Annotated in this window: 23 protein-coding genes; 14 read left to right on the top strand and 9 right to left on the bottom strand. The window is 42.7% G+C overall.

The window, feature by feature from the left end; genetic code table 11:
- Window positions 1–67: 67 nt before the first annotated feature.
- Window positions 68–565 carry a hypothetical protein gene (locus UH38_RS04875; protein ID WP_052672258.1) on the top strand — a complete coding sequence of 166 codons (498 nt, stop codon included), beginning with the start codon at window positions 68–70 and terminating at the stop codon, window positions 563–565.
- A gap of 92 nt (window positions 566–657) precedes the next feature.
- On the opposite strand, the gene UH38_RS04870 is transcribed toward UH38_RS04875, so the two are convergent.
- Window positions 658–867 carry a hypothetical protein gene (locus UH38_RS04870; protein ID WP_045053497.1) on the bottom strand — a complete coding sequence of 70 codons (210 nt, stop codon included), beginning with the start codon at window positions 865–867 and terminating at the stop codon, window positions 658–660.
- A 565-nt stretch (window positions 868–1432) separates the two neighbouring features.
- Between UH38_RS04870 and sigC the strand changes: the two genes are divergently transcribed.
- A complete protein-coding gene (sigC, locus tag UH38_RS04865; RefSeq protein ID WP_045053496.1) occupies window positions 1433–2683 on the top strand; it encodes an RNA polymerase sigma factor SigC in 1251 nt (416 codons plus the stop codon).
- A gap of 55 nt (window positions 2684–2738) precedes the next feature.
- Here sigC and moaA read toward each other — a convergent pair whose 3' ends face one another.
- Together moaA and UH38_RS04855 are read right to left on the bottom strand one after the other, a co-directional pair.
- Window positions 2739–3725, bottom strand: a complete 987-nt coding sequence (gene moaA / locus UH38_RS04860; protein WP_045053495.1) for a GTP 3',8-cyclase MoaA — start codon at window positions 3723–3725, stop codon at window positions 2739–2741.
- A gap of 49 nt (window positions 3726–3774) precedes the next feature.
- Window positions 3775–5244 (bottom strand): MFS transporter, encoded by a 1470-nt coding sequence (locus tag UH38_RS04855; RefSeq protein ID WP_235355075.1) that lies wholly within the window; start codon window positions 5242–5244, stop codon window positions 3775–3777.
- Window positions 5245–5533: 289 nt separating this feature from the next.
- Here UH38_RS04855 and cbiD point away from each other — a divergent pair, with 289 nt between their 5' ends.
- On the top strand, window positions 5534–6643 hold the full coding sequence (gene cbiD / locus UH38_RS04850; protein WP_045053494.1) for a cobalt-precorrin-5B (C(1))-methyltransferase CbiD: 1110 nt from the start codon (window positions 5534–5536) through the stop codon (window positions 6641–6643).
- Window positions 6644–6815: 172 nt separating this feature from the next.
- The gene (gene guaA, locus UH38_RS04845) at window positions 6816–8363 is read left to right on the top strand and encodes a glutamine-hydrolyzing GMP synthase (RefSeq protein WP_200892298.1); all 1548 of its coding nucleotides are present in this window, start codon (window positions 6816–6818) and stop codon (window positions 8361–8363) included.
- Window positions 8364–8471: 108 nt separating this feature from the next.
- On the opposite strand, the gene UH38_RS04840 is transcribed toward guaA, so the two are convergent.
- The 3 genes from UH38_RS04840 to UH38_RS04830 all read right to left on the bottom strand — a co-directional run bounded on the left by UH38_RS04840 (window position 8472) and on the right by UH38_RS04830 (window position 14741).
- Window positions 8472–8897, bottom strand: coding sequence for a single-stranded DNA-binding protein (locus tag UH38_RS04840; protein ID WP_052672257.1), 426 nt, complete (start codon window positions 8895–8897; stop codon window positions 8472–8474).
- Window positions 8898–9007: 110 nt separating this feature from the next.
- Window positions 9008–12766 (bottom strand): cobaltochelatase subunit CobN, encoded by a 3759-nt coding sequence (gene cobN, locus UH38_RS04835; RefSeq protein ID WP_045053492.1) that lies wholly within the window; start codon window positions 12764–12766, stop codon window positions 9008–9010.
- A gap of 61 nt (window positions 12767–12827) precedes the next feature.
- Window positions 12828–14741 (bottom strand): ATP-binding protein, encoded by a 1914-nt coding sequence (locus tag UH38_RS04830; protein WP_045053491.1) that lies wholly within the window; start codon window positions 14739–14741, stop codon window positions 12828–12830.
- A gap of 108 nt (window positions 14742–14849) precedes the next feature.
- Between UH38_RS04830 and UH38_RS04825 the strand changes: the two genes are divergently transcribed.
- From UH38_RS04825 to UH38_RS04810, 4 genes are all read left to right on the top strand, one after another.
- Window positions 14850–15074, top strand: coding sequence for a hypothetical protein (locus UH38_RS04825; RefSeq protein WP_045053490.1), 225 nt, complete (start codon window positions 14850–14852; stop codon window positions 15072–15074).
- 274 nt (window positions 15075–15348) lie between these two features.
- Complete coding sequence (locus UH38_RS04820) at window positions 15349–16185, top strand: cyanophycinase (protein WP_045053489.1); 837 nt, start codon at window positions 15349–15351, stop codon at window positions 16183–16185.
- A gap of 84 nt (window positions 16186–16269) precedes the next feature.
- Window positions 16270–16959, top strand: a complete 690-nt coding sequence (locus UH38_RS04815; RefSeq protein WP_045053488.1) for an N-acetylmannosamine-6-phosphate 2-epimerase — start codon at window positions 16270–16272, stop codon at window positions 16957–16959.
- 15 nt (window positions 16960–16974) lie between these two features.
- Window positions 16975–17169 (top strand): hypothetical protein, encoded by a 195-nt coding sequence (locus UH38_RS04810; RefSeq protein ID WP_045053487.1) that lies wholly within the window; start codon window positions 16975–16977, stop codon window positions 17167–17169.
- On the opposite strand, the gene UH38_RS04805 is transcribed toward UH38_RS04810, so the two are convergent.
- Window positions 17166–18071: a hypothetical protein gene (locus UH38_RS04805; RefSeq protein WP_045053486.1), complete on the bottom strand. Its 906-nt coding sequence runs from the start codon at window positions 18069–18071 to the stop codon at window positions 17166–17168. The two genes, UH38_RS04810 and UH38_RS04805, sit on opposite strands and share 4 nt — an antisense overlap.
- 98 nt (window positions 18072–18169) lie before the next feature.
- On the opposite strand from UH38_RS04805, the gene UH38_RS04800 reads away from it, so the two are divergent.
- Window positions 18170–19069 (top strand): metallophosphoesterase family protein, encoded by a 900-nt coding sequence (locus UH38_RS04800; RefSeq protein ID WP_045053485.1) that lies wholly within the window; start codon window positions 18170–18172, stop codon window positions 19067–19069.
- Between the two features lie 17 nt (window positions 19070–19086).
- Window positions 19087–19383 (top strand): antibiotic biosynthesis monooxygenase family protein, encoded by a 297-nt coding sequence (locus tag UH38_RS04795; protein WP_045053484.1) that lies wholly within the window; start codon window positions 19087–19089, stop codon window positions 19381–19383.
- Here the strand turns inward: UH38_RS04795 and UH38_RS04790 are convergent.
- Entirely contained in the window at window positions 19380–20219 is an 840-nt protein-coding gene (locus UH38_RS04790; RefSeq protein ID WP_045053483.1) for a DNA adenine methylase, read from the bottom strand. The genes UH38_RS04795 and UH38_RS04790 overlap by 4 nt on opposite strands.
- A 126-nt stretch (window positions 20220–20345) precedes the next feature.
- Between UH38_RS04790 and UH38_RS25270 the strand changes: the two genes are divergently transcribed.
- The 4 genes from UH38_RS25270 to UH38_RS04775 all read left to right on the top strand — a co-directional run bounded on the left by UH38_RS25270 (window position 20346) and on the right by UH38_RS04775 (window position 23185).
- Window positions 20346–20552: a DUF751 family protein gene (locus UH38_RS25270; protein WP_072044882.1), complete on the top strand. Its 207-nt coding sequence runs from the start codon at window positions 20346–20348 to the stop codon at window positions 20550–20552.
- Between the two features lie 25 nt (window positions 20553–20577).
- Complete coding sequence (rbfA, locus tag UH38_RS04785) at window positions 20578–20979, top strand: 30S ribosome-binding factor RbfA (protein WP_045053482.1); 402 nt, start codon at window positions 20578–20580, stop codon at window positions 20977–20979.
- A 61-nt stretch (window positions 20980–21040) separates the two neighbouring features.
- Window positions 21041–22612 (top strand): glycoside hydrolase family 3 protein, encoded by a 1572-nt coding sequence (locus UH38_RS04780; RefSeq protein WP_072044881.1) that lies wholly within the window; start codon window positions 21041–21043, stop codon window positions 22610–22612.
- Between the two features lie 339 nt (window positions 22613–22951).
- On the top strand, window positions 22952–23185 hold the full coding sequence (locus UH38_RS04775; RefSeq protein ID WP_045053481.1) for a DUF4327 family protein: 234 nt from the start codon (window positions 22952–22954) through the stop codon (window positions 23183–23185).
- A gap of 248 nt (window positions 23186–23433) precedes the next feature.
- Here the strand turns inward: UH38_RS04775 and UH38_RS04770 are convergent, their stop codons facing one another.
- Complete coding sequence (locus UH38_RS04770; RefSeq protein WP_045053480.1) at window positions 23434–23778, bottom strand: hypothetical protein; 345 nt, start codon at window positions 23776–23778, stop codon at window positions 23434–23436.
- Window positions 23779–23911: the final 133 nt, after the last annotated feature.

Below are 23911 nucleotides of genomic sequence, written 5' to 3'. Positions count from 1 at the left end.
ATCTGGCACTCAGTTATAGGGGATTTCGATCGACGATTATTAGTAGCTGGAAAAATTAACGAAATATATGAATTCACAACAGCAAGCACAAGAAGAAGAAATTTTGACTCCTTATGAAGCCTATGAAGCTCATGGCACGTTAGTTCATGATACCGAGCAACTAGAGACAATCAAAGACCCCCGCTTAGTAGGCTGGGAATTTAAAATAGTCAGGGCAAAGCGCGATTTATTTCGAGATCCAGAAGAGTTTCAAGCCTTATGTGTAGAAGAAGCAGAGGCAGGCTGGATTTTGCTAGAAAAATTAGACGATCGCCGCGTGCGCTTCAAGCGACCAATTGCTCTACGAGAAATTATCAAACCTGAATTTCTTTCTTTTGACCCTTACCGCTCATCTTACGGTTCTACAGGGATATCTATTACTACGGTAATTAGTGCGATCGCTGTAGCTATCGCCATAGTTGTCCCTGCCTACCTTGGCTATACTCTAGTCGCTCAAGCGCTTACTTCTGCAACTACTCCTTCGTTGCAAAGTTTTCCGTCCCTAAAGCAACCGTCTCCACATTGATCCTAGAGCGATGCCAAGCAAATAATTAAAATTTGTAGGTGATTTTTGCCAGTATGGCTGTGGAGAAGCGATGCTTATTTCACAAGCCTTAATTATCGTTGTTGTGCCAAATCGCGAATCAAAGTTAAGCGCGATTCAATGTAGTTGGTAAGAACGTTGGTTTCGTCACCGTCTAGAGATGCTTTATTTTTGGTTTGCTTGAGCAACCACTGGACTAAGCTGGCATCATCAAGCTTTAGCAGTGTATGAGATTGAGTAGTTTCTACTACAGACCAGAGTTGACGTAGAATTGTCGGAGTCATAAGACCCTTCCTTAAGAATTTCTTTATCTTTTAAGAATATACCCAAATATCTAGCCAACTAACTAGGTAAATCACAAGATTACACAAGAGTTACTAAATACTTAATAATGCGAATTATATCTTGACAATCTCTGTCATATATAGAAATAAATACTTAGCGATCGCGCTCCTGTAAGTCTGCATTCTGGCGGTTATTGCTCCGTTTGCCAGTACCAGAGCAGAATTTAAGCAATTGCGCTCGTCGTTAGCCTTAAATGATATGTGAAATTGGTATTGCTAGCAAGAAATACCCAAGAAAAATTTTTCGTCCTCCCTTCAACATTTTCCACCTGGGCAACAACTCTTCAGGAATGGATCTGCGCCCTAGTGTAGCTATACATAGCTTCTCAACACCCTATCGATGTTGGCGAACAAAGGAAAGTTTTACCGATCTTTCCATTATTTAACTAAAGTCAGCAAGGAAATTTGCTCATGATGTTATTTCCTCCTAAATGACGGGAACAATAGCAACAACAAGCAACATTGATTCAGTCAATTGTCACCGAGAGCCATTGAGACGATTACTATGCCAGCACTATCTTTTTACGCAGATGCCACCAACGACGACCTCCAGTTATCTGGTGAATTTTCGCTAGAGGAGATGAACCAAGAACCGGATCTCCTAGTAAATGACCTATATAGCTTGGATGCTTCATCTGCCGAACCTGCTAGCTCTACGCAAACTCCCAATCGTCGCACTACAGATTTGGTTCGTCTGTACCTACAAGAAATTGGTCGAGTCGATTTATTAGAGCGAGACGAAGAAGTTGCCGAAGCGCAAAAAGTTCAGCGTTACCTCCGCTTGCGAGCGCAATGTTCTAAAGCGGCTCATAATGGCGACGAAATCCTCGCACCCTACACTCGCTTGATTGAAATTCAAGAGCGCTTGACCTCCGAACTAGGACATCGCCCTTCTTTAGAGCGCTGGGCGGCTACTGCTGGCATAAATATCACCGAACTCAAGCCAATTTTATCGGCAGGCAAACGGCGCTGGGCAGAAATTTCTAATATCAGCACAGAAGAATTAGAGCAAATTCAAAATCAAGGTATTCGCGCCAAAGAACACATGATCCAAGCAAATCTGCGCTTGGTAGTATCAGTTGCCAAAAAGTATCAAAATCGCGGTTTAGAACTATTAGATTTAGTTCAAGAAGGTACTTTAGGTTTGGAACGAGCAGTAGATAAATTTGACCCGACGAAAGGTTATCGTTTTAGCACCTACGCTTACTGGTGGATTCGTCAAGGGATTACAAGAGCGATCGCAACTCAAAGCCGTACGATTCGCCTACCCGTCCATATTACCGAAAAACTGAACAAAATCAAAAAAGCCCAACGCAAAATTGCTCAAGAAAAAGGTCGCACGCCGACAATTGACGAAATTGCAGCAGAACTAGAAATGACACCGAGACAACTGCGAGACGTTTTGTTGCGCGTACCTCGCTCGGTATCTTTGGAAACCAAAGTTGGCAAAGATAAAGATACAGAACTAGGCGACTTGTTAGAAACTGACAGCGTATCGCCTGAAGAAGTCTTGATGAGGGAATCATTGCAAAAAGACTTGCAGTATCTATTAACCGATCTTACCGATCGCGAAAGAGATGTAATTCTCATGCGTTTTGGCTTAGGAGACGGTCATGCTTACTCGCTAGCAGAAATTGGACGCGCTTTAGACTTATCGCGGGAACGAGTACGTCAAATTGAATCAAAAGCCCTGCAAAAGTTACGCCAACCCAAGCGCCGCAACCGCGTACGGGATTATTTTGATTCTCTCAGTTAGAAATATGACCTCTAGACAAGGTGAGAGCGTAAGTAGTAAATACTTACGCTTTTTTCTATCCGCCAATTTGGGACATAGTACGGCTATAAGCGCCTGTAACACCTGAAACTCTGGCTTTGTAATTAATCTCTGGCTTGAGCGCAAGTAGTTCGCTAACGTGCGATCGCAATTCCTCAACACTTACTCCACTTCTGAGCGCTGTTTTTAAATCAATTTGATTGCTTTCATTTAATAAACACGGACGCAACCATCCATCAGCAGAAAGACGCATCCGGTTACAGCGATCGCAAAAACACTCTGACATTTGACTAATAAAGCCTAAAGTCCCTTGTGCGCCAGGGATTTGAAATACATCAGCAGGACCATTTCCGCGTACTTGCGACTCTGTTAGACCAAATTTACCAGCAATGCGATCGCGCAATTGTGCCGAACTTACCCAGCCTTGCTCGTTAAATAAGCGATCGTTACCAATGGGCATAAATTCAATAAACCGGACGTGCCAGCGCTTGTCAATCGTTAAAGCAGCTAAATCGAGGATTTCGCTGTCATTTACACCAGGAATTACCACAACATTCAGCTTTAAAGGGTCGAAGCCTACTTGATAAGCTGCCAAAATACCATCCCAGACTTTTTGCCACTGCGATCGCCCACGATTGCCGATAATTTGGTTAAATGTATCTGCGTCCAAAGAATCGAGACTAATATTAATTCGCCTCAGTCCTGCATCGTACAACGACTTTGCCATTCCAGCTAATAAAAAGCCGTTGGTAGTCATTGAGAGGTCCTGAGTGTGGTCAATTGCAGCAATTGCTCTGACTATATCTACCACGCTTGGACGCAGTAATGGTTCGCCTCCAGTCAAGCGAAAACGGTTAAAGCCGACAGGAATAAACACTTCCTTGATAAGAGTCAGCAATTCCTCATCAGTTAGCATTTGCTGGCGGAGAATATAGTTTAACTCGGCTCCTTCCGGCATACAGTATTGACAGCGAAAATTGCAGCGGTCAATTAAACTGATACGGAGATAATCAACTGTATTCATGCCGTTTTTGTTGGGACTTTACCCAAGAGCGATTTTCTAGCCTCTTACTCTATTTTGGGGTATTTGTCACAGTTACGGTTTGAGGTACAGGCGATCGCTGTTTGAAATTAATTATATTACTTACAATGTGGCTAATACTTTGGCTGCGCGGTTCGCGGACAAATACTAAAGGTATCAAAGCAAATAAGCGCACGCCAGCAGAAAGGGCAAATAATCCTGGTAAACCACCAATATAAGGTAACTCGCTCAAAAATCCGCCTGCTGTTGTTCCCAAAGCGCCACTAACTCCAGCTACAGCCGCAGCTACAGCAAAATAGGCAGAAGGATGATCCATCGGCGCAATTTCCATTTGAATATTACTACTACACAAATCGAGTGCTGCCCAAATTCCCCCAGTAAATAGATGAATTAACGGCAGCCATACCCATAATGAGAAACTATCATTGCTAGTTCCCAACCAAAATAAAGGCGTAACTGCTCCTAAAATGCCCAACGCTAATAACAACGGACGATTACCAATTTTGTCTGCTAATTTACCCCACCAAATCAGCAATGCTAAATTAGCCGCAGCCGTCAAACTGCCGTAAAGAGTTGCCCAATTTAAATCTAAATGTAAGTTGTCTAATAAATAAAGATTAAAAAAGGGCAGGCTGAGATTAACAGCAAACATCCATAGACCAAAATAGAGCAGAAACATCAAAAAATTAGCAGAAAAGTGAAAGCCCGCAGGTGAATCGCTATCTTTTGCTTGTGCTTGTTCTTTTGCTTTCAATTGCGGGTTAACATCTACCATAAAGAACTGACAAGCCAGACTAATTAACCCCACGACAACGCCCAAAAATAGCACCACAGCGTAACCCTCAATCGTACCACTGGGCCAAGCTGAGACAGCAAAGCCAAGTAGGGGTACGCCAATCAGGTTAGTTAAGCTAGCAGCACTATTACGAAACCCAAAATACCGCCCGCGCAAGCGATGGGGAACTAATACCGCCATCCAACTTAGCCAAGCTGAACTACCCAAAGACTCTAGTAGGTGAGTAACTACAACCATTGCTAGAGTCCAACTAACTAGCTGATGGGGATTATCGCCCGACCAACTAATCCAGCCAATACCGACAATTAAAACCAGCCACAGCAGTCGCGCTGTCCCAAATATCCACAGACAATAATTATGGCGGCTATTAGTGCGATCGCCAAAATACGCCCCCAATGGTTGCAGCAGATTCAATAGCATGGGGATTGATGAGAGCATCCCAATTTCTACAGGCGTTGCTCCTAGCTGCAACAAAAAGTTGGTAAGTAACACGCCGCCCGTGATGCTGGTAAAAATAGCCGCAAATACACCGTCAATCGTAGATGCTTTTAAGCTATTACGAATCGCTTGCTTGCTATATGGTTGATTTTGACTGTCGGGTAAAATACCTGCTGTTGTGGCGGCGAGGGGTTCGACTATATCTACAACTGGTTGAGTAATAGTGTCTACCAAAACAAAATCCAATAATTGTTGAGTAATGAACAAAAATATTTAAACTATCAGCGAGTTGAGTTAGAGCCAACTGTATTGCACAATAGGCTAAAACTACGATACTAAACAACAGTCAACAGAAATAGAACTTTCTTAATCTATTCAAACAAAAAATCTGCAACATTCTTCTTAAAGCAGATGTTAGTTTTCTAGAAAAGGAAGCATGGATGTACGGGGCGGCATTTTTGGGATTTTTTTGTGCGCCAATGGCGCACAAATTCTCTAGGTACAAAGGAAAGGAAATAAGATTTTAGATATTAGCTCAGTGCATAGATAGCTACACATGACTGTTACTTCGCCTCGTTCAGGCTATACCTTACCCGTCTTTGCTTGTGCTGCGGCGGTTGCGGCTTTGGGTTGGCTGCGTGAAAAATCTTCTCCTTTGACTGTAACAATCGATTTAGTTAAACCTGCAAGGCAAGTAGAAATTGCGATCGCCCAATTAGCAGGATTGCAGCAGAACATGGCTCTAGCAATCACTTACAGCGATCCTGGCGATAACTTAGATCTTACTCGCAATACCCCCATTTGGGCAGTAGTTGAGTGGCAAGAAAATTCACAACAGCAAATTAATATTGTTGGCGGTGAAGGTGTGGGGCGAATTCTTTCTAGTGACGGTAAAGCTGCTATTTATACCTACGCTCAAGAATTATTCCAAGTAAATCTGTCACGGCTGCTTAAGCCTACAGAAAATATTAAAGTTACAATCATTTTGCCAGAAGGTAGAGCGTTAGCTGAACGTACCTCTAACACTGCTTTTGGGGTAGTCGAGGGGCTGTCATTACTCGGTACAACGGGCATTTCTCAACCACTTAGCGCCCCAGGACAATTAGAGGCTTGCTTAGAACAAGTACGGATTAAAGCAAAAACGAGCGATCGCTTAGTCTTTTGTATCGGTGAAAATGGTTTAGATTTAGCCCAGCAATTAGGTATTAATCCTCAACACATAGTGAAGACAGCCAATTGGATAGGACCTGTATTAGTAGAAGCAGCTAGCCAAGAAGTCAAAGAAATATTGTTATTTGGCTATCATGGCAAACTAATTAAACTCGCTGGAGGAATTTTTCACACTCACCATCATCTAGCTGACGGACGCTTAGAAATTCTTACAGCTTATGCCGCACAAATAGGCTTACCAACACCAGTATTACAAACTATTTTGGCAAGTTCTACAACAGAATCCGCCCTCAAATATTTACAGGCATTAGATACAGAAACTAATAGTAACTGGGTACAACAACTGTATAGCGCGATCGCCAACACTATTGACAAACGCGCCCAGGAATATATATTTTCCTTAAGCGATCGCCACATTCGAGTTGGTTCTATATTATTTGACCGCGATCGAGCGATTATCACGCAAAGCCAAACAGCTAACACATTCTTATGTTAATTTAGTAGGAATATTCAAATACCAACAAATAAGTATTCATCTCAAGGTAAGCGATCGCTCTGCCTCAATTTTTCTATTTCTAGAACTACACTTGCACTAAATTAGGAATAAATCGGTGGTACAGACAGAAACACTGCCTCAATCGGACGCATTGGCGCAGTTGAATCGCCAAATGATTGTCATTCTAGACTTCGGTTCTCAATACTCGGAACTAATCGCTCGGCGGATACGCGAAACTCAAGTATATTCTGAAGTTCTCTCTTATCGCACTACCGCCGAACAGCTAAAACAACTCAATCCCAAAGGAATTATCTTCTCTGGCGGACCTAGCTCAGTATATGACGATCGCGCCCCTGAGTGTGACCCCGAAATTTGGCATTTAGGCATTCCCGTCTTAGGTGTATGCTACGGAATGCAGCTAATGGTCAAACAATTAGGCGGAAAAGTTTTGCCAGCCCAAAAACGAGAATACGGCAAAGCATCATTATTAATCGACGATCCTACAGACTTATTGACCAACGTAGAAGATGGCACAACAATGTGGATGAGTCATGGCGATTCCTGCGCTGAGTTGCCAGAAGGGTTTGAAGTGCTAGCACATACAGAAAACACCCCCTGCGCGGCGATCGCTAATTACGACAAAAAGCTCTACGGCGTGCAATTTCACCCCGAAGTCGTGCATTCAATTGGCGGACTTGCATTAATTCGCAACTTTGTCTATCACATTTGCGACTGCGAACCTACTTGGACAACTGATGCTTTTGTGGAAGAAGCAATTAGAGAAATTCGGGCAAGAGTAGGAGAAAAGCGAGTATTACTAGCACTATCAGGCGGTGTTGACTCTTCTACACTAGCTTTTTTGTTGCATAAAGCAATTGGCGACCAACTAACCTGCGTCTTTATCGACCAAGGTTTTATGCGTAAATTAGAGCCAGAAAGGTTAGTCAAGCTATTTCAAGAACAGTTTCACATTCCGGTTGAATATGTCAACGCCCGCGATCGCTTTTTGGCATTGGTTGCAGGCGTTACCGATCCTGAAGAAAAGCGCCGCCGGATCGGACACGAATTTATCCAAGTATTTGAAGAAGCATCCAAACAACTCGGACCTTTTGATTACTTAGCCCAAGGTACGCTTTACCCTGATGTAATTGAATCAGCAGATACTAACGTCGATCCCAAAACAGGCGAACGAGTAGCAGTCAAAATTAAGAGCCATCACAACGTCGGCGGTTTACCCAAAGACTTGCGCTTCAAGCTAGTCGAACCATTACGCAAACTATTTAAAGATGAAGTGCGGAAAGTTGGGCGATCGATTGGTCTACCAGAAGAAATCGTGCAAAGACAGCCCTTTCCTGGTCCTGGTTTAGCCATTCGCATTATCGGCGAAATTACCGCAGAACGCTTAGACATTTTACGAGATGCCGATTTAATTGTGCGTCAAGAAATCAATCGACGCGGCATTTATCACGATTTCTGGCAAGCTTTCGCTGTCCTATTACCCATCCGTAGTGTAGGCGTAATGGGCGATCAGCGCACTTATGCTTACCCAATTGTCCTGCGCTTAGTTTCTAGCGAAGATGGCATGACTGCTGATTGGTCGCGCGTTCCTTACGATATATTGGAAGCAATTTCTAACCGCATCGTTAACGAAGTCAAGGGCGTAAATCGGGTAGTTTTGGATATTACTTCTAAGCCACCTGGAACTATTGAGTGGGAGTAGGAATTTTGATAATTCGTAATTCGTAATTCGTAATTCGTAATTACAAGAGGATACGGGGGACTACAGGGGGAGCGATTGAGTGGGAGTAGGAATTTTGATAATTCGTAATTAGAGGGGGATTGAACGGATTAGTCTTGTTACTTTTTCGGGGATTGGTTCTACTTCTACTTGCTGTACTGATTTGAAGGTGCATAGGCGCTCGTATTGATTTTCGCCTTGCTCGTCTTTGCCAATGCAACGGCTGAAGAAAACTACAGGGCTATATTTGTTAGTAGGCGATCGCCTTACGAACTGTTTGCCTTTCCATGTAACAATTGCTGCGCCTTGAGCGTCGTGTCTTTCTACTGTTGCATCTATTGATGCCCAATCAAATGTTGCAAATTCTTCCAAGCGTAACTGGAAGTTGGGTGCTTCCTTTGGTGCTGATGCTTCTAGAGAATTGGCTATTCGCTCTAGCAATCGATTGTTTTCATGCAGGAGTTTGTAGATCGCTCTTAGTCCTGTAGTTATAGTTTGCTCAAATTCTTCACTCATGACTTATATATCCTTCCATTTGATAGCGGCAATTTTTAATGCTTATAGTACATTTATACTATACGAATTGCTGCGATCGCATCAAAGTTATGATTTTGGAGTTTTGTTAGCTATTTCTCCTCGACGATCGCTTCAGCTTGGAGAGCGATCGCGCGTAACTTATCTAATACTTCTGCATCAACATTTGCCCATAAACCTCGCTGATGAGCTTCTAACAAGCGTTCTGCCATATCTCGTAAAGCCCAAGGATTTTTTGCTTGCACGAAATCCTGCACTTGCGCCTCAAACAAATATGCAGAAGCAATTCCTTGATACATATAGTCTTCTACACATCCAGCCGTAGCATCATAAGCAAACAAATAGTCTACCGTCGCCGCCATTTCAAACGCACCTTTGTAGCCGTGACGCATTACGCCGCTAATCCATTTGGGATTGACAACGCGAGAACGATATACCCTAGCTATTTCCTCTTTTAACTGCCGAATGCGAGGATTGGCAGGGATAGAATTATCGCCAAAGTAAGTTTGGGGATTTTTGCCAGTTAACGCTCTTACCGCCGCTGTTAAACCGCCTTGAAATTGATAATAATCATCTGAATCTAATAAATCGTGTTCGCGGTTGTCTTGATTGTGCAGAACAACTTGCATTGATTTGAGCCTATGGGCAAAAGCTTCTGGTGCAGAACGAACTGTCGTGCCATAAGCATAGCAACTCCAATTGATATAAGCGCGGGCTAAATCTGCATCATCATTCCAGTTTTGCGCCTCAATCAAGCCTTGGAGTCCAGCACCATAAGCGCCAGGTTTAGAGCCAAAAATGCGGTATTGCGATCGCTCTTGCGCCGCCTCTTGACTTAACCCCGCATTTTGCCACTGTTGAGTTTCCTGTTTTACTTGTGCAGCCAAAGGATTTTGCTGTGCTGGTTCGTCCAAAGCAGCTACAGCAGCTACAGCAGAACTAAATAAATCAATTAGATTAGGAAAAGCATCGCGGAAAAATCCCGAAATTCTCAGCGTCACATCCACACGGGGACGACCTAAAATTGATAGCGGCAAAATCTCAAAATCTACTAACCGCCGCGAAACACCATCCCAGACAGGTTGAACGCCCAGCAAAGCCATAGCCTCAGCCAAATCGTCGCCCCCAGTCCGCATAGTAGAAGTACCCCAGACAGATAAGCCCAAAGTTTGCGGATATTCGCCATTTTCTTGCGTATAACGCTCAATCAAAGCCTCTGCTGCCTTCCTACCAATATCCCAAGCTGTTTCCGTAGGAATACCGCGAATATCTACCGAATAGAAATTGCGACCTGTAGGTAAAACCTCTGGGCGACCCCGCGTAGGCGCACCAGAAGCACCGCTAGGAATGTATTGCCCATTTAAGCCGCGAAGTAGATTAGTAATTTCTAAGTTAGTAGATTGTAGTGCAGGTAGAAGGCGATCGCATATCCAAGATAGTTCCGAGGATAGGGGAGTTGGGGGAGTAAGGGGAGCTACGGGGGGATCTACCAAGTCGGCGGCGTGTTGTTCTAGGATTTCTACAGCGTCGCCGATAGTGCGACAGGGATTTTGAGTTTTGTTATTTAGAATTTGCTGGTTTTTATTTGATAGCTGCAAGCCTAAATCGGCTGTCAGCGGGTCAAAATCTAAACCCCAATCTTGAGCAATAGCGCGAGTTAGTCCGATTCTGCCGTTACTAGGCTGACGAGCGATCGCTACTATCAAATCTCTTAATTGTCTACCTTGAGGACATTGCCCAAAAATGTGCAATCCATCGCGAATTTGGGCTTCCTTTAGTTCGCATAAATAGCCATCGAGATAAGTAAAAATTTCTGTTGGCTCAACTCCTAAATCTTGATAAATATTTTCTTGTATAACTAAATCGGTAATCCGAGATGCGATCGCTTTTACCCTACCTGGATCTAAACTTTGCGCCTCATAATACTCATCAATTAAACCCTCCAACTGCTGCAAATTACCGTAAAGTTCGGCACGAGTCATCGGCGGCGTTAAGTGGTCTAAAATTACCGCCCCAGAGCGACGTTTAGCCTGCGAGCCTTCCCCTGGATCGTTAACAATAAATGGATAAAAGTGGGGCAAAGCACCTAAAGCTACCTCTGGGTAACACCGATTTGATAGAGCTATGCTTTTTCCTGGCAACCATTCTAAATTGCCATGCTTGCCTACATGAACTACTGCATCAGCACTAAATACCTTCCGTACCCAATAGTAAAAGGCTAGATAATCGTGAGTAGGTTCTAAGTCTGGGGCATGGTAATTCAAACTAGGGTCGATGTCATAGCCTCGCGATGGTTGAATTCCAACAAATATGTTGCCAAACTGCACGCCGGAAATTGCGTAATTTGGGCTGTGGGGAGTGGTGTTGTGGGGGGGTGGGGATGGGTTGGAGACGTTGCACTGCAACGTCTCTACATAATGATGATTGTGGGGGGAACCCCAACGATCGCTAATTCCTTTGATGACATTTTCTGGTAAACCATCGAAATATTTTTGATATTCCTCTACACTTACAAACTGCCGTACTGCTCTAAATTGCCCTTGCGGATCGTTGGTTACTCCGCTTGCTAGTAACGCTATCAATTCATCTCCAGTTGCAGGTAAATTATCTACTCTGTACCCCGCTGCTTGTAAAGCTTGCAAAATCTCCACACAACTAGCTGGGGTATCTAACCCCACACCATTAGCTAACCTACCGTCGCGATTGGGATAATTTGCCAAAATTAGAGCTACTCGACGCTCTTTGGGCGATCGCATTTTCAAACTTACCCAACGCTTTGCTAACTGCGCTACGAACTCAACGCGATCGCTCACTGGTTCGTAAACAACCACATCTGTTTGCAATTCGGTGTTTTCAGCCTGCACAGCCTTAAACGAAATTGCCCGACTAATAATTCTGCCATCCACTTCAGGCAAAGCTACATTCATCGCCATATCGCGCGGCGACAGCCCTTGCAGCCCAGAAGTCCAACTCTCAGCAGTACCGCCGCTCAAAATAACCTGCAATACTGGTACATCCAACGTTTGCCACAAATCTAACTGCGGCATATCTGCATCCAATTTAGCCAGAGAAAAGCTAGTAGTATTGAGCAACACTTGAATATCAGCTTGCGATCGCAATTGCATCAGCACCTCAGCTTGCACTTCCGTATCGCGCAACGAAGAAACAAAGATCGGCACTGGCTCTAAATTTCTTGCTACCAAAGCTTGACAAAGTGCATCAATTGGGAGTGTATCTGCTGCTAAATAGTGAGCGCGGTAAAACAATATGCCCACTTGCGGAAAACCGCTCTTTCCAGAATCCCAAGGATATAGCCCGACACGCGGAACGCTCTGAGGTGGTGGCGGATTGAACTTTGTTTGCAGACAAGTATCGCTAATAAATTGCAGAGCATGAATAGTATTTTCTACCCCGCCTTCGGTAAAGTAGCGCCACAACTGATTAACAATAGACAAAGAAACCGTAGAATGACTAACCAAATCTGGATCTAAGCGATCGTCTCCAGGCATAACAATCAGTGCTGTGCCAGTTTGCTTAACTATTTCTTGGACTACTTCTAAGCCATAACTCCAGTATGAGCGTCCGCCCAGTAGCCGTAGAATTATAACTTGAGCTTTTTCTAAGACTTCTTCAGCGTATGTATCAATAGTTAGCTGTTGCTGCAAGTGCAACAAATTGGCAACCCTCAAGGCTGGAAAATTGGGTGGTAACTTTGTAACTGCGGCAGCTAGAGTTTGAATATCAGTATCAGCAGCAGTTAGAAAGATAATTGGCGCAGGATCTTGATTTAAAAAAATCACTCCCTCCGCTTGAGGATTCCAGCCTCCAGGAGTAGCATTGATGCGATGCATAATTATTGGGGTAGCCAGAGGCGACAATAAGTAGCCTCTGTCTGGGATTTAATATATCGAACTACAAAATCGTAGCAATTTCCTTGAGATAAACGCGCGAAAATGGCTCGTGTTCTCCAAGTTCGTACTGTTCGATCAATCCTTGACGGCGAATAGAAATAGTATTGTTCTCTTTAGTTACTACTATAGAATCGTCAAAAACATCACGCGATAGCATCTTCTCTGTCTCTGTTGGATTGTCCAAAAATACTAAATTGCTGCTTTGATAAAACATTCCTTCTCGCTCTAAGGTGTCTCCCTTGTATTCAGCAATCAGCAAATCGAGCTTGGGATTGCGAAGCAAGTTTTGGACGTTGCTGTTGTAGTCTTTGTTGAGGTGCTTTTGAGCGCGATTGACAAACACGCCATTGTTGCAAACAGCGCCAATCGTCCAATCAGGATGCTGCAAAAGAATGTAGTCGATAATTTCTTCTAAGTCTTCCACCGACACGTTATTAAAAGTAATTATCGGAATTCTTGCTTCTGCACTTGAGGAGAAAAATGTTTCTAGAATATGCGAAGGTACGTCAACGCTGTCACCCGTAGCAGGATTGAGGTGCATAAAAATTCCTGGTGCAGCATTGATTTCCAAAATGCCAAAGCCACCATCTTTCCAAGATTGGGCTAAACTCTGAGCGATCGCATCTATCCCCAAGCAAGTTAGGCGAAAATGTTGAGCTATATCTTGCGCCAGCACTATATTATCGGGGTGAACTGTAGGAGTTGCATCTATACTCACGCCACCAGCCGATAAATTAGCAACTTTGCGTAAATACACAGTCCGCCCTTTTTCGATAACGCTATCGAGCGTTAATCCTTGTTCTTCTAGAAACATATCCATTGCGTCGTCGCACTGAATTTTGCTTAAAGCTGAAGTAGGTGTATCTCTTCTGGCTTTGGTGCGATTTTCGCGATCGATCAATTCACCAATAGTTAATTTACCATCACCCTCCACCCAAGCCGGACGGCGTTCGGTAGCAGCAACGAATCTACCATTGACGCACAGCAAGCGAAAATCTGCTCCCGAAATACTTGTTTCAACAATTACTCGCGTTGGTTGTTCTTCGGGTATAGCTTTAACTGCTCTATTAAAAGCTGCTTTTAATTCTTCAGCATTTTGCACATCTGCTGTTACGCCAATACCTTTATGACCTACTACTGGCTTAACGGCGACGGGATAGCCGATTTGTTTAGCTACAGATATTGCTTCCTCGCGGTTGGTAACAATGCTCCCTTGAGGTACGGGAAAGCCCAGAGTATGTAAAAATGCCTTGCAATCATCTTTACGAGTAGTAAAGTCTGAATCTAAGTGACTGTCGCAGTCAAACGTTGTCGCTATACCGCGTATATGTTTTTTGCCATAGCCGTACTGCATCAACCCTTCATCCCACAGATAAAAAGCGGGAATACCTTTTTGAGCCGCTGTACGTAGGAGCGCGTACACAGTAGGACCACCGTAAACCGATCGCCTAAATATATCCTGTATTGCGCGAATTTGCTCTTCAAATACAATTTTTTGATTTTGGGTAATAGCTTCAAACCAGTCCCAAACAAAGTAAACTACGGCTCTGCTCGTGCGGGCGTGCAGCGATTGCACGCTAATTATTGCCTCATCTCCATTTTGCTGATAGCTCCAACGATCTAGATGCAAATCCATGTCTAGTTGTCCTACTTCGGCAACTGTATGGGCAAATAGATGGGCGTAGGAATCGTAACTTTGCTGTAAACGAATTTGTGGATAGCGATCGCCGATAATTTCTACATACTCCTCTATGGGTAAAGGCTCTTTGTACCCTGTCAGCGCAAACTCAAATATCAACGCCCCTACATTTAAGTACGGGTTTGCTCCTTCGTAATGCTTGAGATTGAAAATATCGAAGGCATCAGACTTTCTCGCGTTGACGCGCACAGTATCTTGACTACGAGCTTGAACCATAAAATCTCCTTTTTATTTAATCGTCCTTCTTGAAGATATAACTTTTGAAAGGTGTCTTACATCACAATTTTGGTTGACAATGTGTTTAACAGTTTATAAAAAACATTTATGAGCCAGCAGCATATATCACACGAAGAAGCTGAACTCAAAAATGAAATAAGAGAGCTTGCCGAAAAAGCTTTTCACCTCAAGTTAATTGCTGGCTATGGTGATGGACCTGATAGCGACGAGTATCAAATTGTCTATGAGGGTAAACCAAGACACCTACCCTTAGTCCGCGCTCGCGATTTTCTTAATGACTTAATTAAGCGATCTTACCAACTAGATGATTGAAATTGTCAAGCTGCTATGTACGGAATTTAATTTAAAAATCAAATTCGTTTAAATAGATTTAAAACATAATAAATTTGTTTGGGTATTCATTCACTATAAATACTCATCTTTTTAATGCAAGCTATAACAAGAATAATTCATAGTCAAAACTTTGGAAATAAAACCAATTGAGTAGCTCGTTTCTGTATAAACATCTACCGAATAGCTCTTTTATTAGTTTGTTTGGTCATGCTTTAGTAGAACTATTAATTAAGAGCTAGAGGATATAATCGTCATGAGTCAGAGCCAAGGGCAACTGGTAATTATTGGCGGTGCAGAAGATAAAGAAGGAGATTGTAAAGTGCTGCGCGAATTTGTGCGCCGCGCTGGAGGTGTAAACGCTCGGATTGTAGTGATGACAGTAGCAACCGAGATGCCTAGAGAAGTTGGAGAAGACTATATAAGAGTATTTGAAAGATTGGGTGCAGAAAATGTCCGTATAGTTGACACAGTACATAGGGATGATGCTAGCTCTCCAACTTACATAGAAGCTGTAAACAAGGCTACCGGAGTCTTTTTTACTGGTGGAGATCAAGCGCGGATTACTAGCATCCTTAAAGATACAGAACTTGATGCGGCAATTCATCAACGCTATCAAGAAGGTATTGTCATTGGCGGTACGAGTGCAGGTGCAGCCATGATGCCAGATGTGATGATAGTAGAAGGCGACTCAGAAACCAATCCGCGCGTTAATGTGGTAGAAATGGGTCCTGGAATGGGTTTTCTACCAGGCATAGTAGTAGATCAGCATTTCTTGCAACGCGGACGTTTGGGGCGTTTGCTTTCTGCTTTATCCCAACAACCAGCAGTTTTAGGATTTGGGATTGACGAAAATACTGCGGTAGTAGTGCAAGACAACAAGTTTGAAGTAGTTGGCGAAGGCGCGGTTACTGTAGTCGATGTTGCCGATATAATTCACACTAATATAGATGACATCTTAAAAGATGAAGCGATCGCAATTTGTGGAGCCAAACTGCACGTTCTCCCTGATGGATACAAATTCGATTTAGCAGCAAGAAAGCCAATTGTCGAAGCTGATGCGCCTAGAGAAGTAGCAACAACCAACGCTTGATAGCAAATAATCAAGTAAATATATTTAATAGAGTAGAGGACGTTAAGATGCTATGTTTTAACGTCCTTATTTATTCTCCTAACTATGTCAGTTGATTTCCAGAGTGCGATCGCACCTTTGTATCAAGGCTTAATTGTCTCGTGTCAAGCGCCTGTAGATTCGCCATTGCACGAACCTAATGTAATTGCAGCAATTGCTCAAGCCTCTGTAAATCGAGGTGCAGTTGGACTGAGAATTGATACACCCGCTCATATTCAAGCAGTACGCCAGCGCTGTCAAGTGCCGATTATTGGATTGTGGAAGCAGCAAATACCAGGCTATCAAGTATATATCACGCCGCAGTTTCATCACGCACAAGCGATCGCCCAAGCAGGAGCAGATATTATTGCTATAGATGCTACTACGAGAGAACGTCCTGAAGGCGAAACAATAACTAATTTAATTGAGTGGATTCATAACGAACTAGGTAAACCTGTAATGGCAGATGTAGATACGATTGAAAATGCGATCGCATCTATAAATGCTGGTGCGGATATAGTCGGAACTACTCTCTACGGCTACACCGAAGAAACTAGCAAGTTTTCTCCCCCAGGCTTTGAACTTTTAAAAGAAATAGTCAAATTAAATATTCCCGCAATTTGTGAAGGCGGTATTGCTTCGCCACAAATGGCGCGTCAAGCTTTAGACTTGGGTGCGTATGCTGTAGTTGTCGGTACAGCAATTACAGGCATTGATTTACAGGTACAGGCTTATCAAAAAGCGATCGCTAAATAAAAGGAGAAACACATAATGGACCCTAATTTCGATTCCAACTCTTCAAGCAGCGATGAATTATTACTGGAACAGCAGATTTTGCAAGAACAGTCTCGACGGATAATGAGCAATCCTAATACAATTGTGCTAGAGCCAGATGCTTCAGAAGCAGAACATATTGAAGCTATCAAAAAGTTATTAGAGCAAAGCGATCGCCCTAATAATCCTTAAGATAACTGGCTAGCAACTTGTTGGCGCTTGAAAATTATCATATTTTTGCCGACAACTGGACTACGAGCTAACAAAGTTCCTTGAGCATCAGTAAGTTCTAGGCGAGTAAAATCTAATTGTTCGGCTTCATTAAACATCCGATTTGCTAGCTTATCTTGCTCGGCTTGCTTGAGAGTGTACCAATCATCTTTGAGTTGAATACTTAAACTACCACCCTCAAAATTGGCTTGTACAGATTGAATCAAACCATCAGCAAAGCGATCGCTAACTTGAGCAATTTGTGCTTGAACTGACGCAATCAAACTTTGTTCTGGCGTAAGTTCGATAACTGGTTCGCTTTGAGGAGTAACAGCAATTGGTTCGGGTTCAGCGGGTGCTGATAATTCTGGTGGAGTAGGAATCGTTGGTTCGGGTGCAGGTTCTTCAAGTGTTGGCGTTGATTCTGGTTCTTCTACAGGCGCGATCGCATCTGTTGGTTCTTCGGGGGCGATCGTTGGTTCAATTGGAGTAACTATCGTGGGTGTAGGTTCTGGTTCGGTAGGGAGATTTGCTACTACTGGAAGCTTATTAGACAACAAATTGGCACTTATCCACACCACAACTGTTAATAACGTCGCAATTATCCCCGTTAAACCTAAGTCTGAAAGCTTAGTAGACAGGTTTTCTGGTAAGAACGAGCGGATAGTTGCTAATAGCCCGCGCCAACCTTGTTGTACGCCATCAAAAAGGCTGGACTCACCTGCTACTGGTTCAGCTTCTAGTTTAGAAACCGCTCCTTCTAGCAGCCGAATTGTTCCGCGTAAGACTTTGATACTTTGAGTTTTAATCGCAGACTGACTTTGTTTTGCAGGGTGATTTGGCTGATTTTCTGATGGTGGTGATGGCTGCTCTTCTTGTGACATTAAAGTTTTCCTACAAGCCAGCAAATGATATACAAATAGGCTAGATTTTTACGAGTGCTGTCTCTTTAGCCCTAATTTATCACTTCTGGTTTACCCTTATGCCTCTCAAACGTCGTCATTTTCTTGCATTAGGTAGCTTCGGTGCTTTTGGTTTAACTTTTTTGAGTAACAAGCTACGGCGAAATTCTGCCAGCGTCAATATAGCACCTGCGATCGCTTCCAAGCCATTACTTCCTTTTCGTTTTGTTTCTGTCGCCGATACTGGTACAGGAGCAGCAGGACAGTATGCTGTGGCTGAAGCTATGACTCGCCATCACCAGTTAAACCCTTATGACTTAGTAATTTTAGCTGGCGATAATATTTACAACGACGGCGAGATTAGTAAAATCAACACTGTATTCGAGCGCCCTTATCAAGCATTACTCCAAAAAAAGGTTAAATTCCAAGCTTGTTTAGGCAATCACGACATCCGCACCGCCAACGGCGAACCACAAGTCCGTTATGCTGGCTTTAATATGCAAGGAAAACGTTACTACACATTCCGCCGCAACTCAGTGCAATTTTTTGCTTTAGACACCAACGACAACGCCGACTGGAAAACACAACTAAAGTGGCTAGACAAAGAACTCAGTCGCAGCAAAGCACCTTGGAAGATCGTATTTGGACATCATCAAATATATTCATCAGGAAGTTATGGTGTAAACCAACCATTTATCAAAACCCTGACCCCATTATTTCAAAAATACGGCGTGCAGCTTTACATAAACGGACACGATCACAACTACGAACGTACCCGCTCTATTAATGGAACTACTTATATAGTATGCGGTGCAGGTGCAGGAACCCGTTCAGTGGGGCGTTCCGAGTGGACGGAACTTTCAGCCAGCGAACTAAGTTTTGCAGCTTATGAAGTGTATAGCGATCGCATAGAAATTAGCGGTATAGATGCCAACTCTACCGTGTTCGATCGAAGTGTGGTTAAATTGAGAACAGTTTAAATTTTAATAAGACACTGATGATTCTTGAAGCGGTAATGCTTAGTATTAAGCCTAACCTAGAGAATGATTTTGAATCTGCTTTTCAACAAGCTTCTAGTATAATCGCCTCTATGAACGGATATTTATCTCATGAACTTCATAAATGTATCGAAGTCCAAGGGAAGTATCTACTACTTGTTAGATGGGAAACTTTAGAGGCTCATACAATTGGTTTTAGAAACTCTGCTGAATATCAACAGTGGAAAAATTTATTACATCACTTCTACGAGCCATTTCCAACAGTTGAACATTTTAAGCAAGTTTCTCTATCTTAGTAAGATGTTATTAAAAGTTCTGTAATCTTGCCGCGTTTACTGACTCTTGAATTAATAGCTCTTGCTGCTAATATTTCATGAATATTAAACTCAGCGTAAAGTTCGCGGACAAAAGCGCAATCAGAATTAGATGACATAACTTTTACACCACGTTCAGCTAACAATTTAAACGTATCTCTTAGCTTTGTTTGCTCGCTTTCACCAAAAAAATCGCGACTATAAGACGTAAAATTGCTAGTAGAATTTAAAGGATAATAAGGCGGATCGAAATATACAAAATCCCGCTCTATTTCAGCACGATCTAAAACATCAACAAAATGTCTGACAGAGATATCAGTATCTTGCAAAGCGATCGCGGCACAACGCAACAGTTCAACATTACATATATTAGGATTTTTATACTTGCCTAAAGGTACATTAAACTCACCTTTAGAATTTTCTCGATACAACCCATTAAAACAAGTCTTATTTAAATAAATCAAACGTGCTGCCTGCTCAAAAGCATTTTTAAACTTATTAGCACGAACCTGATAATAATACTCTTTACTATGTTTTAGCTGATGCTCATTCAACAAACTAATTAATAAGTCAACATCATCTCGAACACACAAATAGGCATTAATTAGATCGGGATTAACATCGGAAACAAACTTAGGAATATGAGGAAAGCGATCGCCTAAATAAAAAAACACAGCCCCACCGCCCAAAAAAGGCTCATAATAGCGATCGAACCCATCAGGAAAATAAGTAACAAACTGCTCAATCAGCTTACCTTTTCCACCAGCCCACTTCAAAAAAGGACGAGCGCAACCCAACCTAGCATTTACAGATAGCATTTAACAAAAAAGCAAACAACTCCAACTTCTCTTTTCTCTGCATCCTCAGCGTCTCAACGGTTCGTTCAAAACAAAAACCGCCATATTACAATAAACATATCTAAAAACTAGACTTAAAAACAGATTATGTTCGACGGATTTTGGGAAAACGTCTCGCGCTACCCCCGCTACTTCATTACAATCATACTAGGCGTACTACTAAACACCTTCTCCCCACTAGCACCATTATTTAAAAATCCAGCCAGCGCGATCGCTACAATCAGCCTATTTGTCGGCATAATAGTCTTCACTATCTTCACCCTTCGAGCAATGCTGGGTTTAAGTACAATTTGAACCAGAAACAGGAACCAAAATAATTATGGCTACAAGCCGTCGAATTTCTCGCGTCGCCGAACTAATCAAACGCGAAGTTAGCCAAATGCTACTAAACGGCATCAAAGATGACAGAGTAGGAGCAGGAATGGTCAGCGTCACTGACGTAGACGTATCAGGCGACCTCCAACACGCCAAAATATACGTTAGTATCTATGGCAGTCAAGAAGCTAAACAAGAGACAATGGCAGGCTTAAAATCAGCCACAGGCTACGTTCGCAGCGAATTAGGGCAAAGAGTACGCCTGCGCCGAACGCCGGAAGTAATTTTCCAAGAAGATACTTCCATCGAAAGAGGGACGCGAGTTTTGTCCCTAATTAATCAGTTAAACCAAAATCGCCCAGCAGAAGACACCGAAGACGATTACGTAGACGCTCAAGAAAACTAAACACTGCTACAACTAAATCTAGTTTAGAATGCCTAAGTCCCATCGCTTTTAAGTGCAAGTTGTGACTACGCTACCCGATCTAGATACCCTCACCCTAGCAGAACTTGTAGCACAGATGGTTGTAGTTCGTGCTTCTGGCTACTTATTTGATCGCCAAATTCAATATCCCGTATGGGAACCGACAGCAGCAAAGTTGCAGCATTTAATTGAATTAGGGGTAGGTGGGGTAATTTTTTTGGGTGGGAGTGCAGTAGAACTAACTCTAAGAGCGCAACAAGTCCAAAATTGGGCAAAAATTCCCTTACTAATTTCTGCTGATATCGAAGAAGGCGTAGGACAAAGGTTTTCGGGTGCAACTTGGTTTGCGCCACCAATGGCAATTAGCTCTATAGCGCGGCAAAATCCCAGCCTCGCCCAACAATATGCCCAGCAAATGGGCGCAATTACCGCTCAAGAAGCCCTAGCTATTGGCATTAACTGGATACTTGCACCAACTGTAGATGTCAACAACAATCCCAATAACCCTGTCATCAACATTAGAGCTTTTGGGGAAAATCCAGCCGAAGTTAGTCAATTAACAACTGCGTTTATTCAAGGGGCGAAAAACTATCCCGCCTTAACTACCGCCAAACATTTTCCTGGTCATGGCGATACAAGCATAGATTCTCATTTTGACTTACCTATAATACCGCACTCGCCCCAGCGCCTAGCAGAAATAGAATTGCCGCCATTTCAAGCGGCGATCGCTTCAGGTGTAGATGCTGTTATGAGCGCTCACCTAATTATTAAATGTTGGGATGCCGAAAATCCAGCCACGCTATCAGCAGAAATTTTAACTCACCAATTGCGGCAAAATTTAGGATTTACAGGCTTAATTGTTACCGATGCTTTAGTAATGGGAGCGATCGCTAATCGCTACGGTGCAAATGAAGCCCCAGTTTTAGCGGTAGAAGCTGGCGCAGATATCTTGTTAATGCCTTTAGATCCTGAAGGTGCAATTAAAGCAGTATGTAGTGCGGTAGAAAGCGGGCGCATCTCACCTTATAGAATTCGTGACTCGGTAGAGCGAATTTGGCACGCCAAAGCCAAAGTTAGTCATACAGTTGCGCCTGACACAATTGCCACGCAATTAGCACAAAGCGCAGCTAGCGATACAGTTATGAGTATTTTGCAAGCAAGCGGGCAAGTTTATGGCAAAGTACCCTTGCAGCTATCATCTCCAACTGAAGAATTGCTAAATGTCGTTGTTGTAGACCAATTGCTGACTTGCAACAAGTTCTTAAATCCTCAAGCACCAGCGATCGCTATTCCCCAACAACTCGGTTATACTACTTGGCTTTGCGATCGCCATACGCCCTTAAACAACGATCTGGCGATCGATCGCCCTACTTTACTGCAACTATTTATTCGTAGCAATCCATTTCAAGATAGTACGGGTTTGACTGATGTCGCAATTAGCTGGTTTAAGAAATTATTAAGCTCTAACAATCTGCAAGCTTTAGTTATTTACGGTAGTCCTTATGTGCTGGAAAAGTTTATGCCTGCGGCTAATTCGTCAACTCCTTGCGTCTTTTCTTACGGACAAATGCCTGATGCTCAAGCGATCGCTTTGCAATCGCTATTTGGTGTATAACCTTCTATATCTTTAGATATAATTTTTGCTTTTTTCAGCAATTGATGACCTATCTAAATTAGTTTTCCCTTTATAGTTTAAACAGAAAACAAGCGAAAACAGGCGTTTGCTTGAGTTTATAGAGAAAATCTACCCCAAGTTATTTTTTAACTACTTTGTCAAGATTTGCTAGCAATCGCAATATATATTAATATAGAGTCAGATAATATAGCGCCACAATGAAATCAATTCAGTATAGCCAGCTACAAATGCATTGCTACTGAGGCTGATTTCTAAAAGATTTGTTAGCCTGGTGAGCGTTCAGCACAAGATAAAAGGTAAATTTCTTAGGTAAAAACCATGAGTGTGAATACGTTGCCATCAATTCGATATTCTTTGGATGTAATTCAAGACGAAGCTCGTCAATTAGTAGAAAAAGGAGTCATTAGTCGGCAGCAGCCGATCTATACATTATGTCAGTACATCCCGCCCCGTGAATGGGTTTGCGTAGAATGCGAACTAGAAAAATGTGATTTTTTACTGCGCGATCGCATCGCCGATTTGATCGGTCGGGAAGAATGGGATAACGACTAGCTTTATTGGCAACAAGACGATTTAAAAAATAAATTTGCTGAAATTGAGTAATAATAGCCCTTGAGCGATGTTATTTTTTGTGAAGGGCGACAGAAATCTTAATCTAAAAATGAGTTGATTTGGTACATATCAAGCCTGTCAACAACAAAGCCAAAAACAATCAAAATTATTAGCAATTTATGAAGTTGCAGCAAGGCAAGCGAGTTTTACGCCATTACTTAAACTTGCTTGCTTTGCTATATTGGGGCTTAAAATTGTTCTAGATACTGATTGAGGTCTTCTATTAAACGAGTAAGTTCTGCTTCTGTTGTGAGGCGAATATTAGTATCGCGAACGGTAATTAAAACTTTCGCTGCAAAAGGAGTAGCCCAGATATTAGGGTTGCAGAAGATTTCTAAAAATACATCTCCTGTATAACGGTATTCTAGGGGAGGTTGGGGGGTAGCTTTAACGCCAGGAGTTTTGACACTGGAGGTTTTGAGTCTTGTCATTAATTGAGCGATCGCTGCTTGCAAATCTCGCGCTGACTCGGCTTGGAACCTAAAGGATACTGAACCTTCAACCAAGTTGAGCGTTAGATTGTTTGGAGACATAAATGTAAGTAACTAACTGTAATAATTCATGTTACCTGTGTTGAGTAGATAAAGTAAGAACGAACCCAGATGCACGCAGATGAACGCAGATGTAGGCGTAGTCTTGCTGTGGGGTACGCAGCGCGACCTCTAG

It is taken from the genome of Aliterella atlantica CENA595 (assembly GCF_000952155.1).
In the GTDB taxonomy this organism is placed as follows: Bacteria; Cyanobacteriota; Cyanobacteriia; order Cyanobacteriales; family Chroococcidiopsidaceae; genus Aliterella; species Aliterella atlantica.
Note: the sequence above shows the minus strand (reverse complement) of the source record. Positions and strands in the feature narration are given on the sequence as shown.